The sequence below is a fragment of the Cupriavidus sp. 2KB_3 genome, from assembly GCF_052115685.1.
Classification (GTDB): domain Bacteria; phylum Pseudomonadota; class Gammaproteobacteria; order Burkholderiales; family Burkholderiaceae; genus Cupriavidus; species Cupriavidus campinensis.
The window spans coordinates 230,094-244,955 of record NZ_JBFRHD010000009.1 but is presented as its reverse complement, the minus strand read 5'-3'; the positions used below and the strand labels follow the sequence as shown (position 1 = coordinate 244,955).

Sequence of the window (14,862 nt, the reverse complement as noted above, 5' to 3'; positions counted from 1 at the left end):
TCAAGAAGGCGCCGCCACGAAGGGAGCCGTTGGACATCAACCAGGCAATCTGCGAGGTGGTCGAGCTCACCCGTGGCGAAGCACGGAAGCACGGCGCCACGGTGCGAACCCACTTCGAGGACCCACTACCGCCCATTCAGGGAGATCGGRTSCAGTTGCARCARGTCCTMCTCAACTTGCTMATCAACGCGATGGAAGCGATGAGCAGCGCGAGCGACGGGGCGCGGGAATTGCTGATCAGTACGGGGAAAACGGACGCCGGCAGCGTGCTCGTGGCSGTGAGCGATTCRGGMCCCGGCTTCSMGCCARRYGACCCCGAGYGCRTGTTCGCCCCCTTCTACACGACAAAGYCCGCYGGCCTGGGGATGGGGCTGTCCATCTGCCGCTCCATCATCGAAGCCCATGAGGGTCGATTGTGGGCAAGTGCGAACGTGCCTCGCGGCGCGATCTTGCAGTTCACGGTGCCCGCCCATCCGGCCGTTGCTTCGTGACTGTCAAACGTGGTTTGGGTGGGCAAGGCTTGGCGCGGATGCCCTGCGCAGTGGTGTTCGGGCGTGCCTGTCTATGCGCTGCTCGCCGAAAAGCGTTTGCAGAGCCATCTTACGGGCGTGCCGATCCATGGCAACTGGCGCCACAATGTGGCGGCGTCCCAGAAATCCTGGTGGTCCATAACCAAGCCATCCGCGTCAAAGCACAGATAGCTGCAACCGGGGACCGAGAAAGCGTGCTGGCGTACTTTTCCAGTAAACGTCCACGAGATGAAGGCTTGGTCTCCGTTCATCATCTGCATGCTGATCGAAAAGTGCGGCTCCGCCACGGTCTCGAACATGTGTACAAAAATAGCGCGGATTGCTGCGAGGCCGTGGACATCGTTAAAAGGGTCGCGAAAGCGCGCCTGTTGTGCGTAATGTCGATCGATGCACGCAAGCGACGTGGGTGAGAGCGTGTCGTACCACGCGAGTAGTGCGGATAGCGTGCCCGGGTGCACGGCATTGTCAGTGTCTTGCATGTCGGTTCAGACAAATCATGATGGGCGGGTCAACCGTTGAAGCAGTCCAAGGCTGATGCGGTACGGCAGCATACTGATCAAACGAACCCACCGTGTAAAGCGTTGAGGAAACGCGATCTCGAAGCGACCCCGCTCTAACCCCTTGAGAATCGCCTGCGCGGCCTCCTCTGGCGTGATGAGGGCGGGCATCCGAAAGGCGTTGCGTGCGGTCAGGCGGGATTTGACGAACCCCGGATTGATCAGGTAGATGCCCAGCCCATGCGCATGAAGTTCCGCATACAGTAGCTCTGCCAGATTGATGAGCGCCGCCTTTGAGGGGCCATACAGCGTGGCGTTGGGTAACCCGACATAGCCGGCTACGCTTGCCACAATGGCGAGCCCTCCCGAGCGCCGCAAAAGCATCGCTGGCAGGACGACGCTCAGTCCGTAATATACGCCGCAGACGTTCGTTTCTATCGTGTCGTGGGCTTCCTGCGCACTGAACTCCCAAGGGCGTAGAGGCCGGTACTCGGCAGCACAGAAGATCACTAGATCTACCCCTTGCCAAGCTTCGCACAGCGCGTCGTGGGTAGCTGCCCAGTCTTTCTGTCGGCGAACATCCATGGTGAGCACGACGCCTTTTGGGTGGCCTGCGACGACCGCCAGCAGGGCCTCAGGCCGACGCGCCGACACCGCGACCCATGCGCCTTTTGCGAGTAGCGCTTTGGCAAGCGCTGCCCCAATCCCGCTTGAAGCCCCGACCAGCCAGACGCGCTTGCTGTGCCAGTCGCGCACAGGGGGGTTGAGGTGCAGACTGAAGGCCATATTCGCGCTCCTAGGGAGACGGCCGGCGAAACACGAGCGTTACCTGCCCGACTTCGAAGCCAAACTTGGTGACGCGGGCGCGATTGATCATCGTCTGAGGATCGATGAGCACCATCATGTCGTCGAATTGCACGTCGTACACCGTACCATTGACCGGTAGCTGCAAGGTATAGCGCCACCGGAGGACATTGCCGGCAGCCTCTCCTGTTGCCGTCCCAACGATATCGGGCGCCTCGCCTCGCCAGGTTCCGTCCGGCTCGCGTTTGAGTGTCCATGTCCGTTCCTGCGTCGTGCCGTCGCTGTAGCGAAACGCTTCATGTAGAACGAACCGGTCCTGGGACATGTGGCCCTCGAGCGCCACGTGGAACCGCTTGACGATCTCGCCACTGCGTTTCTGGAACATGCCCCATGCTTCGGTCTTGCCCGCGAAGAATTGGGTGACGTCCAGGACTGGCCGCTCCTGAGCGTATTGGCTGACGTCGGGCGTAGTGCATGCGGTGCCGAGCGTCGCGGCGGCGCAGAGAATCAGAGCAAGGCGTGATCTCATTGGCGTTTCTCCGTGGCTGAGTACGATGGCATGCACAATGCGCAAAGCGCACCTAGCTTGAGCAGGCAGGGCAAGCCAGCGTAGGTGAGGGCGAGTGCCACGCCGGGGGTACCAATGGCGGGGGTGCCCGGCTGGTAGCCAAGCCAGGCAAGTCCCGGCAGTGTTAATGCCGAGAGAGCAAGGCAGAGCTTGCCAATCAGGGTCCAGAGACCGAAGTAGGTGCCGGGACCCTCACCGTCCGGTATGCACTGGGCCAGCAGGACGGGCGGTAACGCAAGATCTGCCCCGAGTGCAAAGCCACATCCGATGCAGACCACGAGGAACGCCACCAGATCACCCGGTCCCAGTGTTGTGGCCCACACAAAGGCCGCGATGGCCAGACACATTGCGACGCGCCACGCACGCCGGAGACCGATGCGTCTGGATATCCGAACCCAGAGCGGTAGTCCCAGGGCGGCCGCAAGGAAATACAGTGCGAGGCTGGGTGCGACCCATTGCATGGCGTCCAGTCGATCCTCGATAAAGAAGACTACCAGCGAGGCGGGAATGGCGACAGACAACCCATTCAGAAAATAGGGCACCAAAAGCATGCGAAACGAACCGTTGCTCCGCACGGCGCTCCATACGCTCAAGATAGCTGGGGAAGCGCCGCCGCTGCGGGAGGGTTGGATCTGTGAGGCTGGCATCGTTTGCCAGGGCGGGGCGAAGCGCAGCAACCAAAGCGCCCCCATCAGCAGAACGCCAAAGAGTGCAATGAACGGGATCATTGCATCCTGCGGCGCGATGTCTTCGTTCGCCAGTAGCCACGCGGGTCCTGCGCTGGCAATGAGGACACCCAAGACGCCAGCACCTTCGCGCCAGGCCGCCGCGCGGGTCAACGTGTCGCTATCGTGTCCCAACCTCGCGCCCCATGCTTGGTAAGCGACGTTAATAAAGCTGTGTGCGGCGTAGACGGCGACCAGCGCTGCGGCAAACCAGGCGGCCAATGCCATGCCTGAGACCCGGGGCATCCACAGGGCCGCAAACGCGGCGACGAGGCATAGGGCGCTAGCCCACAAGGCAGAGAGCAAGCGGCGGCTGCCAGCCAGCGTATCTGCCCAGCGCCCGAGCAAGGGGTCTTGGGCGGTATCGACAAGGCGGGTGAGAAATAGAATGAGACCAGCCGTGGACAATGGCATGTCAAGGCGAGACGTGTAGTAGGCGGGTGCCTGGACGTAGATCGGCAGCGCCACCATGGCGAGCGGGAGGCCCAATGCACCGTAGGCGACGAGGCGAGCCGAGCGTGCAGTCATCGGGCGAGTCCAAGGAGCTTCTGGCGCAATGCCGGATCCCGAGTCAAGGGGCCAAGCCATATAGCAAAGAACGCGTGGGCAAGCACTGGATCGTCGATCTGCCCAGTCTCGCGGTCGTTGGCGTAGAAGCGCGCGCCTTGCGTCGGCGAATACACACCAGTTAAGCGATCTCCTGCGCGTACGTCGACCAGTACGCGTGAAAGCGCATGGCGCCACCGTTCCACTGTCGTTTCGGACAAGGAATTGCCGTGGATGCGCTGGATTTCTTCAATGCTCGTATCCGCCAGGCGTTGCGCACGGATGTCTCGCGCATAGATGAGGCGTAGCGCGAACGGCGCGTCGAACACGTCGGCTGGATTGTTGGAAGCGGGTGGCTGGCCTCTCCAGAGTTGCGCGTCATAGATGCGCATCCCGAACCAGCGGTAATCGCCCTGGCCGATCATTTGTGCTTGCGGGAGGGCGTCGCGCCACGAGTCGGCTGCGATGCCAGGCATTGCTGCCAATGCAAGCGTCAACGCTGCCAGATGCCGTGCCATGCTAGTGCCTGCGCGTGAGAAGGAACTGCATGACGTCGGTGCGACCTGCATCGAATCCGACCTCGCAATAGCACAGATAGAGCCGCCACATGCGCATAAAGGCCTCGTCGAAGCCAAGTGCCTGGATCGCCCCGCTTTGATGCTCAAAGCGCTCGCGCCACCGCCGAAGGGTTTCGGCGTAGTCTTTACCGAAGGCCAATACCTGACGGCTTGAGAATCCAGAGCGGTCGGCGGCCTGGGCAAATCGCTCTGGGCTTGGGAGCATGCCGCCAGGAAAGATGTACTCGCGGATAAAGTCGCTGCTACGCCGATACGCATCGAAGTGTGCATCAGCGATTGTGATCGACTGCACCACGGCCTGGCCTCCCGGGCGAAGCCTCCGGGAGATCTGGTCGAAGAAGGTCGGCCAGTAGACCTGCCCCACTGCCTCGAACATCTCGATCGACACGATGGCGTCGTAGGTGCCCTCCAGATCGCGATAGTCGCGCAACTCAAGCTTGACGCGGTCGATCAAGCCCGCCTGCGCAATGCGCGCCTGGGCCTGCGCGAGCTGGGCAGCGGAGATGGTGACGCCGTGCACATTCACGCCGCGTCTGGCCGCGTGCAATGCAAAGCCGCCCCAGCCACACCCGATCTCCAGGACTTGCATGCCGGGCTTCAGTCCAAGCACGTCGCAGATGTGGGCGTACTTGGCTTCCTGTGCTTCTGCCAGGGAGCGTTCGCTGTGGCCGTCGAAGTATGCGGCGGAATAGCTCCACGTTTCGTCTAGCCAAAGGGCGTAGAAGGGATTGCCCAGATCGTAGTGAGCATGGATATTGCGCCGGCTGCCGCCGCGCGTGTTCCTGCGAAGGAGATGTCGCAGTTGATACCAGCGGCGGCTCAGCCATCCACCATAAATGGCGTCCGACAAGGCGGCTTCATTCTCAAGGGCCAGGCGCAGTACGGCGACCAGATCGGGGGTGTCGATCCACCCGGCAAGGTAGGCGTCGGCGAAACCGATATCTCCCGCGCGCAGGACAGCTTCGCACGCGCGCCAGTCCAGCAGCGTCAGCCGAGCCCCCGGCGTCTCATGCGGATCGCCGTAGATCGTCTCCTCCCCGTCCGGCCGTAGGAGCACCAGATGGCCCACGGCCAGGCGCTCGAGCGCAGCCAGGAATATCCGGGCAAACACGGACGTCCGGGACGGCAGCAGGGCGGGGATACAAGGTTGCAGCAGAGCACGCTGGCTGGAAGGCAGGTGGTTCATATGAGCGGATAGTGCAGGGCGGAGATGGGATTAGCCAACGGGCGGTACCGAGGGCGGGTGCTTGCCATGAAAGGGAACCGACATCCGCCACAGGCGAAACGCCTGCCAGTGGATACGTACGATGACGGCGATCGCAGCCCAGGGCTGGCTTGCCAGGGCTGACAGCATGCGACGCAGCGTGAGCGGTGCCTTGCGGCCACCCATCGAGGTACGAAGCACGAGGCCGTTGTCGTCGTAGTAGTCAATGCCGACATATGCCGTGCCTTCCGTTTCGCGCACCTGAAAGGCATAGTGACCCTGCACATCGTTAAACGGCGAGACATGGAGGCGCTTGCGGGTGGCCAGCACCGTCGACGCCTGGATGGCACCCAGGTCCGGTGCAGTTACCAGATAGACGTGGGAGTCGCCGAACGTGTTGTTGACTTCTGCAACGAGCGCGCGCAGCGCACCGGTACGGTCGTGGCAATACCAGAAGCTGACGGGATTGAACACATACCCGAAGATTCGCGGGGTGGTCTGTAACCAGATCGGTCCGTCGTCCGGCAGCCCCAGGGCAGCCAGGCGTGGGCGAATCCACTGGCCCAGGCTTGTGCCATCACGCGGTCCGTAGTCGCGCGTAAATACGCTGATCAGCCGCGTGCGGTCTACGCCGAACCACCAACGCTGCTGGGTCGGCAACCTGTCGATGTCGACCCGCACGCAGAATACGGAATATACGAAACGGTTCCGCGCCGGGCGCAGGCGCTCGTGCATGACACGGCAGCGCAGGAGCAATGCTGCAGGCATCGGCATCATAGTCGTGCCCAGGTTGGCAAGGCGCCAAAGTCGCGGGCCACGCGCAGAGCGGACTTCAGGCCGTCTTCGTGAAATCCGTATCCTGTCCAGGCGCCGGCGTACCAGGTCCGTCGTTCGCCTTGCAAGGCAGGCAGCCGCTGCTGCGCTGCAATGGCCGCGAGGTCGAAAAGCGGATGGGCGTAGTGAAAGCGCCGCAGCTCCGTGCCTGGCGCAGGATCCCGAAAGGCGTTGAGTGTGACCACGACGGGGGTGCGAAACGGCAGGGGCTGCAACTGATTGAGCAGGTAGCTCACGCATACCGCACGTTGAGCGTCACCGTGACGGCGGCCGAGATAGTTCCATGCAGACCAAACGCGTGGGCGGCGGGGCAGGAGCGTCGCATCGGTGTGCAAGATCGCGACATTGGGCGCGTAGCGCACGCTGGCAAGCACTTCACGTTCGGCCGGCGTTGCATCGGCCAGCATCCGCAGGGTGTCCGGTGCGTGCGAGGCGAAGACGATGGCGTCAAAGCGTGACGTACCTTCGTCTGTCATAACAGTCACGCCGTCCTCATCCCGGCGCACGGCGCGAACGGCAACGCCCTGCCGGATGTCACTGAGATGGGTGGCGATGCGCCTGACGTATTCGCGCGCGCCGCCTGCCACCGTGCGCCACTGCGGGCGGTTGCGGACCTGCAGAAGCGCGTGATTCAGACAGAAGCGCAGGAACGTGGCGGCGGGGAAGCGCAGCACGTCAGCCGTCGCACACGACCAGATGGCGGAGGCCATGGGCAGCAAATAGTGCTGACGAAACGGTTGTCCATACTGGCCAGCTTCCAGCAAGTCGCCCACTGAACAACCGCTGCGTTCAGCGGTGGCTAGGTGGAGTTGGGCTGCGCTGTTGAATCGGACAATGTCCCGGAGCATCCCAAGGAAGGTCGGTGAGAAGGCGTTGCGTCGCTGCGCGAACACTGTCCTCACATTCGTGCCGGCCCATTCGAGGCGTCCTTCGTCTAGCGAGACCGCGAAAGACATATCGCTTGCGTGAGAGCGCACGCCCAGCGCCTCAAACATCGCCACCAGATTCGGGTACGTGCGGTCATTGAACACCAGGAACCCTGTATCGACGGGGCAGGTGTGGCCATCAAGGGCGACGTCGACCGTGTTGGTATGCCCGCCCAGATAACTGCCGGCCTCGAAAAGCGTGACGGCGTGATCCCTCCCAAGCAGCCAGGCGCTCGCCAGGCCAGAGACCCCGGCGCCTACAACGGCAATTCGCAATCCCCTCTGAGTGACTGAATAAGCGCTCATGCGGCACCGTTCTGACTTTTTTCGCGGTTATTGATGCGTTTTGCAGCCGGGGTGCTACCATACCCCTACTGTCTAGGAAAGAAGGTTACTGCATAGTAACGAAATTTACAAATGGGTATTTTGGGCAAGCTCAGCTTCAAGGACCAGACCTTCCACTTGCGCGAAGATGCGATCTTGGATGCGACGACGCGCATCCTCGCGGGCAAGGGGTTCGACCTGATGACGATGGACGATGTCGCCGGCGAGGTGGGAATCTCGAAGCCCATCCTCTACAAGCACTTCAAGTCCAAGGATGACCTCGTGGGCGCGGCCATGATCAGGCTGATCGATGGGGCCCTCGATTTTCTGGAGCGTCTGCCGCAAGAGGAAACGGCGATGGATCGCCTGCGCGCGCTCTTGTCGTGGGCGCTGCGTGTACGCCTGGAAGGCGGGCTGCCGTTCCTGCCCTCGACCAGTCCGCACGTGCGCGACATGCTGACGCGCAATCTGCGCTATGTAACACGCGTACTCAAGCTCAACGGTGTCTTGAAGGGGCTGGTTCGGGATGCGAAGAAAACAGGCGAACTGGACGCCGCCCTTCCCGACGAGGTGATACTTTTTTCCTATTATTCGCGCACGTGCGACCCGGCAGTCGAGTACCTGCGCATATATGGCAAGCTGGATGACCAGCAGATCGTCGAGCACATGCTCGACGTCTGCTTTCATGGGATTGCCGCGAAAATCCAGGGCGTATGACGTCAGATTCAGCGGGACTTTGGCGGGTCAACGCCTGACGTCGAGTCGTGACGTGCTCGTCGTGGCTCCGCGGAGCGTCAAACCGATTCCAACGCGCGCCGCGGGGCGCCGATCCAGTGGATCACGGATGCGACGATGCCAAGGGCGATGCCGAAGATGACGATGCCGGTCCACCCGAGATGCGTCATCAGCCAGCCACTGATCATCACGCCGACGGCGCCGCCAAGGAAGGTGGCGGTCATATAGAGGCTGTTGATCCGCCCCTGCGCCTTGGGATCCACGGCGAAGGCACGGGTCTGGTTGGAGACGAGACCCGCCTGCACGCCGATGTCGAGCACAACGACGCCAATCACGAGGAACGCCAGTGATGACTCTGCGCCGGACAGGATCACATAGGAGAACATCACCAGGCCGATGCTTGCGGCGATAACGGTTCGAGGGCCGAGTCGGTCGGTGGCCCGACCACCCAGCGAAGCGGCCAGCGCACCCGCTGCGCCGATAATGCCGAAGCCGCCGGCCCAGGCACTGCTGAGGTGCAGTGGACCGTCCGCAAGAAGCGCGGCGAGATTGACCCAGAACGCGTTGAAGCACGCCCACAGCAGCGCCTGGATCATCATCGATTGCCGGATTGGCGCGTTGTCGCGCGCCAGCGGCCAAAGCGAAGCCAGCAACCGTCCGTAAGAGAGGTTCGTAGTCGCCAGGCCACGGGGGAGGAGGGAGGCGGCGGCAATCCAGACGGGGACCATGAAGATGGCCGCGAGACCGTAGACGGCGCGCCAACCATAGGCTGTTCCGACCACACCACTGATCGTGCGGCCAAGCAGGATGCCGATCATAATGCCGCTGACGACCGTCCCGACGGAGCGCCCGCGCTCGCTCGGCGCCGACATGACGGCTGCAAAGGGCACAAGCTGTTGAGGCACGCAGCTGACCACACCGAGTCCGAAGGAAGCAATGATCAGTGGCCAGATGCTAGGCGCGAGCGCGGCGGCCAAGGCGAAGCAGAATGCGAGCGCAATCTGGATGAGCACCAGCTTACGTCGGTCGAATCGGTCGCCGAGCGGCAACAGGAAGGCTAGTCCTGTGGCAAATCCAAGCAACGCTGCGCCGGCTACAAGGTCAACTGTCGTCAGGTTGACGCGCATTCCCGAAGCGATCAGTGGCAGGATTGGCTGTGTGCAGTAGATATTGGTGATCACCGCGCCGGCGATGATCGCCATCATGACAATCTTGGCACGGGACGCGACGGCAGACTGGTCGGGCAGGGCGCTCATGGCAGGCTCCCGCCGAAGGAAACGTCCAGTTTCAGATTGCTATTCCGAGGCATATGACTCTCCAGTCCGAAAATGCGTGACCGCTAGTGGCCACAGCGTCTTGGCTCGAAGATTACGCCCGCGCGATATCAAAGAGAATTCCGTAATACTGGGAATCTCTCTTTCATTTCCTGAGATGATTGCTTGCGGAATGTCAACAAGCCATGGTCCCGCAAATTTCTCAATTTTCGGAAGAATGATTCTCAGATTCCTCCCCTAATCTCTTGCGGCGAAAACGCATACCATCCCTTCTAACGGGGGCGGATGTCCCTGCATTGATGGCGAAGTGACGCAGACGCAGATGAAAGTGGCTCTTGTTGTGTTCGATGGTGTTCAATCCCTTGACGTTGCCGGGCCCATGGACGTGTTTGCAGAAGCGAATGCGCTCTTGCCGCACCACAAGCGTTATGAAGTCACCCTGGTTGGAGTAAGACCACATAGCGTCACTTGTTCGAATGGCATGGAACTTGGTGTCCATGTCCACTACCGCAACTACCATGAAGACTGCGACCTGCTTCTTATTGCAGGCGGGCCTCGCGCGATGGGTATGCGGCCCGACCAGGAATTCCTGGCCTGGATCCATGACAAGGCGCTAGCGGCGCAGCGCTTCGGTGCGGTTTGCAACGGGGTGTTCCTGCTGGCCCACGCCGGTTTGCTCGACGGACGGGAAGTCACCGCGCATTGGTCTGATACCCGCCGTCTTCAGGAACATTTCCCCCGTGCCTTTGTTCGCCCGGACAAGATCTTCGTGCGGGACGGTAATCTATTTACGTGTGGCGGTGTCACTGCCGGCATTGACTTGTGTCTGGCGCTGCTGGCCGAAGACTATGGGCATGCCATCGCGGTAAAAGTCGCGAAGCGGCTCATCGTGTATATCCGGCGAGACGGTGGGCAGTCCCAATACAGCCCCTATCTCGCGGCAGGTCCAGAAGAGGATTCCATCGTCAGTCGGGCGCTGCGCTATATCAACGACCATATTGCGGAGACTTTCTCCATCGAGGAACTGGCCGATGCCGTCGGCGTGAGTCGACGCACCTTCAGCCGCACCTTCGCCAAGCACGCCAAGGTGGCGCCATCTGTATTCGTCGAGCAGGTCCGGGTGGACTTCGCGCGAAAGCTGCTCGAGCAGACAGACGTGCCCCTGAAGACGATTGCGTTTCGAAGTGGATTCCATAGCTCGACACATATGCGAATGATCTTTTCGAGACGTCTGGACATCACGCCGAAGGAGTATCGCCAACGCTTCCAGGAGACCGAGGGCAGCTCGCAGGCGCTGACTGCCGATCACCCCGTCGGTGAACAGATCGTGATGCCCCAACCGACGCGGCGGGAAAGCCCCCCGCACCGCGTGATGACGGCCACAGCGCATTAGGCCCCGGTGCCGAATGCGCTGCGTATCGATTCAACCGGTGATCTCCACACGAAACTCTCGATAGGCCTCGACCAGATCGGCGAGGCTGAAACTGCGGTTGCGTCCGCTCGGGTTGGGTAGCAGCCAGACACTGGATGCACACAGAGGCTGTGATTGGCGTCCCCAACGGATATGCTTCTGATGACTCATGGTCGCGTAGGCATCCTTTCCCAGGAAGGCGATGTGCCTTGGCCGAAAGCGGTCGAGCCGCTGAACCAGTCCTCCCAAAGCATCGGCATATTCGTTTTCCGACAGCTCGCTCGCGCTCGCGGTGGGACGGCATACTGCGGTCGCAAGGCCAAATCCGTACGCGAGAAGCTGCCTGCATTCGGCCGGCCTCAGTTCCCGTTCGGTGAATCCCGCAAGATGCATGGTGCGCCAGAACCGATTCCCACGCCCCTCGAAGTGGTGTCCCGAAGCAGCAGCGCGTAAGCCAGGATTCAACCCACAGAAAACCGCCAACAGGCCTGGTTCGATCAGGTCCTGCAGCGTGGAGCCTGCTGCCAGGGACGAGCCAAAGGTTGGGTCTGTCATCTTACGTCCAGAGAATCGGTTCCACGTAGATCTTCAGAGCAGCGCCCCTTGCTGGCAGCGTACCGAAGCGCGATCCAGCCTGCATCACGTCGATGACGGTGGGCGACCGCTGTCTAACGCAGTCGGCAGCAACGCCTGCAAGAGCTTGGGCGCCCAGCGGACTGTCAAGGCGGCCGGCCAGGAGAGATCCGTCTACCGTAAAAACCGCCATAGATGCCGGACGGTCGTCAGCTTCCTTGCGTGCGTCGATGACCACGGCCACCACAAAAGGCTTCCGGATTGCAATCAGCGCAGCGGCGATGCCGACCGGGTCGTCGGATACCGCGTCTGGCAATAGCCTTTCCAAACCATCGCCGGCGGGACCGATGATCCTGCAATGCGATGGGTACCCTGTTCGTTGTCGTTCCATCCAGATACTCCCGCTGTTCCGGTGCGCACAGCTGACCGTCACAGTGACTATAGAGAACACCGCGCATCTCGAATGCCGGGGATGGGTTGGATTCAGGCCAACTTCGGCTGGTTGCCGGCCAGCGGCCCACTCCCGTGTTCACGGCTCCCTAGAATGGTCTTGACCGGCGGCGCCTCAACGAGGCTCCGCGCCAACATAGGCATTTCTCTGGAGGTTCCAAATGACTGCAGTGCCAAGTAGCGTGACATCGGCCGTCACCACGTTCGGCCCGGATCCGCGTAATGACGATGACCCCCAGGAAACCGCCGAGTGGCTCGATGCCTTGGATGGCGTCGTCACGCACGTCGGCATGGACCGCGCTCATTTCCTGATTCAACGGCAGATCGAGTTCGTGCGCGTGAGCGGTGAATATGCCCCGTTTTCCTCCGGGGCGCCCTATGTCAATACGATTCCCCCGGCGGGACAACAGGGCATTCCCGGCGATCAAGCCATTGAACACACCATCCGGTCGTACATGCGCTGGAATGCGATTGCGATGGTGCTCCGTGCCGGCCGCGAAACGAACGTGGGTGGCCATATTGCCTCGTTCGCCTCTGCCGCGACGCTGTACGACGTCGGCTTCAACCACTTTTGGCACGGCGCATCCGACAGTCATGGCGGGGACCTCGTCTTCTTCCAGGGGCATTCCTCGCCTGGCATCTATTCGCGTGCCTTCCTCGAAGGCCGCCTGACGGACGCACAACTGGACAATTTTCGTCAGGAGACCGGTGGCCGTGGCATGCCGTCGTATCCGCATCCGTGGTTGATGCCTGACTTCTGGCAGTTCCCGACTGTCTCGATGGGGCTCGGGCCGATCATGGCGATCTACCAGGCCCGCTTCATGAAATACATTGCAGCGCGGGGCGTCGCCGCAACGCAAGGTCGCAAGGTCTGGGCGTTCCTCGGCGACGGCGAGATGGATGAACCCGAATCGATGGGCGCCATCGGCATGGCCGCGCGGGAGCGGCTGGACAACCTGATCTTCGTGGTGAACTGCAATCTCCAGCGCCTGGACGGACCGGTGCGTGGCAACGGCAAGATCATCCAGGAACTGGAGAACCTGTTCAGCGGTGCGGGATGGAACGTCATCAAGGTCATCTGGGGCAGCCGCTGGGATGCGCTGCTGGCGCGTGACCACAACGGCGCGTTGATGCGCCGGATGACCGAAGTGGTCGATGGTGAATATCAGACCTATAAGTCCAAGTCGGGCGCCTACGTGCGCGAGAAGTTCTTCAATACGCCGGAACTGAAGGCCATGGTGGCAGACTGGACCGACGACGAAATCTGGGCACTTAACCGTGGCGGGCACGACCCGCACAAGATCTACGCTGCCTATGCCAAGGCATCGGCTTCGAACGGGCGGCCCACCGTCATCCTGGCCAAGACGATCAAGGGATACGGGATGGGCGAGGCCGGCCAAGCCATGAACAACACGCATCAGCAAAAGAAGATGCAACTGGAGCAACTGAAGGCGTTTCGTGACCAGTTCAAGCTGCCACTTTCTGATGAGGCCATCGAGGAGGTGCCGTACCTGAAGTTCGATGAAGGCTCGAAGGAGCTCGATTACCTGCACGCACGCCGGCAAGCGCTGGGTGGCTATGTGCCGGCGCGCCGACAAAAGGCCGCGTCGCTCCCCGTCCCCGCACTTGGCGCCTTCGAGTCGTTGCTCAAGGGCACGGGGGAAGGCCGAAAAATGTCGACGACGATGGCTTTCGTACGCTTCCTGGGGGTCTTGCTCAAGGACAAGGCGCTTGGCAAGCGGGTCGTGCCGATCGTCCCCGATGAGTCGCGGACGTTTGGCATGGAAGGCCTGTTCCGGCAGATCGGCATCTGGAACCAGGACGGACAGCGCTACGAGCCCGAGGATTCCGGCCAGCTCATGTTCTACCGCGAATCAGAAACCGGTCAGATCCTGCAGGAAGGCATCAACGAGGCGGGTGGCATGTCGGACTGGATTGCCGCGGCGACGTCATACTCGACCCACGGCGAGATCATGATTCCCTTCTTCGTCTTCTATTCGATGTTCGGTTTCCAGCGCGTCGGTGATCTGGTCTGGGCGGCGGGGGACATGCGTTCGCGCGGCTTCCTGCTCGGCGGAACGGCGGGCCGCACCACACTCAATGGCGAAGGTCTGCAGCATCAGGACGGCCACTCGTTGCTGTGGGCATCCAGCGTAGCCAACTGCGTCAGTTACGACCCCACGTTCGGCTACGAACTTGCCGTGATCATGCAGGACGGTCTGCGGCGCATGGTGACGGAGCAGGAGGACGTCTTCTACTACGTCACCGTGATGAACGAGAACTACGAGCACCCGCCGATGCCGGACCGCGAGGATCTGGCCGATGACATCATCCGGGGCCTCTACCTGTTCAGGAGGTCGACAGCCGACAGCGCGATGCCGCGTGTGCAGTTGATGGGTGCAGGGACCATCTTCAACGAGGCCATCGCCGCGGCGAGCCTGCTCGAAGCGGACTGGTCCGTGGCGGCGGATTTGTGGAGTGCCCCGGGCATCACCGAGCTTGCGCGCGAGGGCCGCGAAAACAGGCGCTGGAACCTGCTGCACCCGACGGAAGTTCAGCGTGTCTCGCATGTCGAACGCCTCTTGAAGGGAGCATCGGGTCCCGTCATCGCATCGACCGACTACTTGCGCGCGCTGACCGAACAACTCAGGGAGTTCATCCCGCAGAGGTTCGTGGTCCTTGGCACCGATGGATTCGGGCGATCCGACACGCGGGAAAAGCTGCGCGACTTCTTTGAGATCGATCGCTACTGGATCGCTGTCGCAGCGCTCAAGAGCCTTGCCGATGAAGGCACGATCGAAGCGAGTGTCGTGGCCGATGCGCTCCGCAAGTACGGACTCGATCCGTCCAAGCCTAATCCGATGAGTGTCTAGACCACTTGGC

15 protein-coding genes are annotated in these 14,862 nt (G+C 61.7%); 4 read left to right on the top strand and 11 right to left on the bottom strand.

Translation table 11 applies throughout. The features are described from left to right. Positions 1 to 56: 56 nt before the first annotated feature. The gene (locus AB4120_RS12475; protein WP_441642312.1) at positions 57 to 491 is read left to right on the top strand and encodes an ATP-binding protein; all 435 of its coding nucleotides are present in this window, start codon (positions 57 to 59) and stop codon (positions 489 to 491) included. Positions 492 to 562: 71 nt separating this feature from the next. On the opposite strand, the gene AB4120_RS12470 is transcribed toward AB4120_RS12475, so the two are convergent. Genes AB4120_RS12470 through AB4120_RS12435 form a run of 8 tightly spaced genes read right to left on the bottom strand, consistent with a single transcriptional unit; the run spans position 563 to position 7,518 of the window. Then, positions 563 to 1,009 carry a nuclear transport factor 2 family protein gene (locus AB4120_RS12470; RefSeq protein ID WP_149138813.1) on the bottom strand — a complete coding sequence of 149 codons (447 nt, stop codon included), beginning with the start codon at positions 1,007 to 1,009 and terminating at the stop codon, positions 563 to 565. Between the two features lie 15 nt (positions 1,010 to 1,024). Next, positions 1,025 to 1,813 carry an SDR family NAD(P)-dependent oxidoreductase gene (locus AB4120_RS12465; RefSeq protein WP_149138814.1) on the bottom strand — a complete coding sequence of 263 codons (789 nt, stop codon included), beginning with the start codon at positions 1,811 to 1,813 and terminating at the stop codon, positions 1,025 to 1,027. 10 nt (positions 1,814 to 1,823) lie between these two features. Further along, a complete protein-coding gene (locus AB4120_RS12460) occupies positions 1,824 to 2,360 on the bottom strand; it encodes a DUF3833 domain-containing protein (protein WP_149138815.1) in 537 nt (178 codons plus the stop codon). Next, entirely contained in the window at positions 2,357 to 3,652 is a 1,296-nt protein-coding gene (locus AB4120_RS12455) for an MFS transporter (RefSeq protein ID WP_149138816.1), read from the bottom strand. The genes AB4120_RS12460 and AB4120_RS12455 overlap by 4 nt, the downstream gene beginning before the upstream one ends. Beyond that, positions 3,649 to 4,188 (bottom strand): chalcone isomerase family protein, encoded by a 540-nt coding sequence (locus AB4120_RS12450; RefSeq protein WP_149138817.1) that lies wholly within the window; start codon positions 4,186 to 4,188, stop codon positions 3,649 to 3,651. The genes AB4120_RS12455 and AB4120_RS12450 overlap by 4 nt, the downstream gene beginning before the upstream one ends. A gap of 1 nt (position 4,189) precedes the next feature. Further along, the gene (locus AB4120_RS12445) at positions 4,190 to 5,434 is read right to left on the bottom strand and encodes an SAM-dependent methyltransferase (protein WP_149138818.1); all 1,245 of its coding nucleotides are present in this window, start codon (positions 5,432 to 5,434) and stop codon (positions 4,190 to 4,192) included. Positions 5,435 to 5,464: 30 nt separating this feature from the next. Beyond that, the gene (locus AB4120_RS12440) at positions 5,465 to 6,220 is read right to left on the bottom strand and encodes a DUF1365 domain-containing protein (RefSeq protein WP_149139381.1); all 756 of its coding nucleotides are present in this window, start codon (positions 6,218 to 6,220) and stop codon (positions 5,465 to 5,467) included. A gap of 5 nt (positions 6,221 to 6,225) precedes the next feature. After that, positions 6,226 to 7,518: an NAD(P)/FAD-dependent oxidoreductase gene (locus AB4120_RS12435; protein ID WP_149138819.1), complete on the bottom strand. Its 1,293-nt coding sequence runs from the start codon at positions 7,516 to 7,518 to the stop codon at positions 6,226 to 6,228. Positions 7,519 to 7,629: 111 nt separating this feature from the next. On the opposite strand from AB4120_RS12435, the gene AB4120_RS12430 reads away from it, so the two are divergent. Continuing rightward, positions 7,630 to 8,253 carry a TetR/AcrR family transcriptional regulator gene (locus AB4120_RS12430; protein WP_149138820.1) on the top strand — a complete coding sequence of 208 codons (624 nt, stop codon included), beginning with the start codon at positions 7,630 to 7,632 and terminating at the stop codon, positions 8,251 to 8,253. A 77-nt stretch (positions 8,254 to 8,330) separates the two neighbouring features. Here AB4120_RS12430 and AB4120_RS12425 read toward each other — a convergent pair whose 3' ends face one another. Next, positions 8,331 to 9,527, bottom strand: coding sequence for an MFS transporter (locus AB4120_RS12425; RefSeq protein ID WP_149138821.1), 1,197 nt, complete (start codon positions 9,525 to 9,527; stop codon positions 8,331 to 8,333). A 340-nt stretch (positions 9,528 to 9,867) separates the two neighbouring features. Here AB4120_RS12425 and AB4120_RS12420 point away from each other — a divergent pair, with 340 nt between their 5' ends. After that, positions 9,868 to 10,938: a GlxA family transcriptional regulator gene (locus AB4120_RS12420; RefSeq protein WP_441642306.1), complete on the top strand. Its 1,071-nt coding sequence runs from the start codon at positions 9,868 to 9,870 to the stop codon at positions 10,936 to 10,938. A 30-nt stretch (positions 10,939 to 10,968) separates the two neighbouring features. Here AB4120_RS12420 and mug read toward each other — a convergent pair whose 3' ends face one another. Both mug and AB4120_RS12410 read right to left on the bottom strand, forming a co-directional pair. After that, entirely contained in the window at positions 10,969 to 11,511 is a 543-nt protein-coding gene (gene mug / locus AB4120_RS12415) for a G/U mismatch-specific DNA glycosylase (RefSeq protein ID WP_149138823.1), read from the bottom strand. A 1-nt stretch (position 11,512) separates the two neighbouring features. Then, complete coding sequence (locus AB4120_RS12410) at positions 11,513 to 11,920, bottom strand: hypothetical protein (protein ID WP_149138824.1); 408 nt, start codon at positions 11,918 to 11,920, stop codon at positions 11,513 to 11,515. A 220-nt stretch (positions 11,921 to 12,140) separates the two neighbouring features. On the opposite strand from AB4120_RS12410, the gene aceE reads away from it, so the two are divergent. Next, complete coding sequence (gene aceE, locus AB4120_RS12405) at positions 12,141 to 14,852, top strand: pyruvate dehydrogenase (acetyl-transferring), homodimeric type (protein ID WP_149138825.1); 2,712 nt, start codon at positions 12,141 to 12,143, stop codon at positions 14,850 to 14,852. The last annotated feature ends 10 nt before the right edge of the window (positions 14,853 to 14,862 follow it).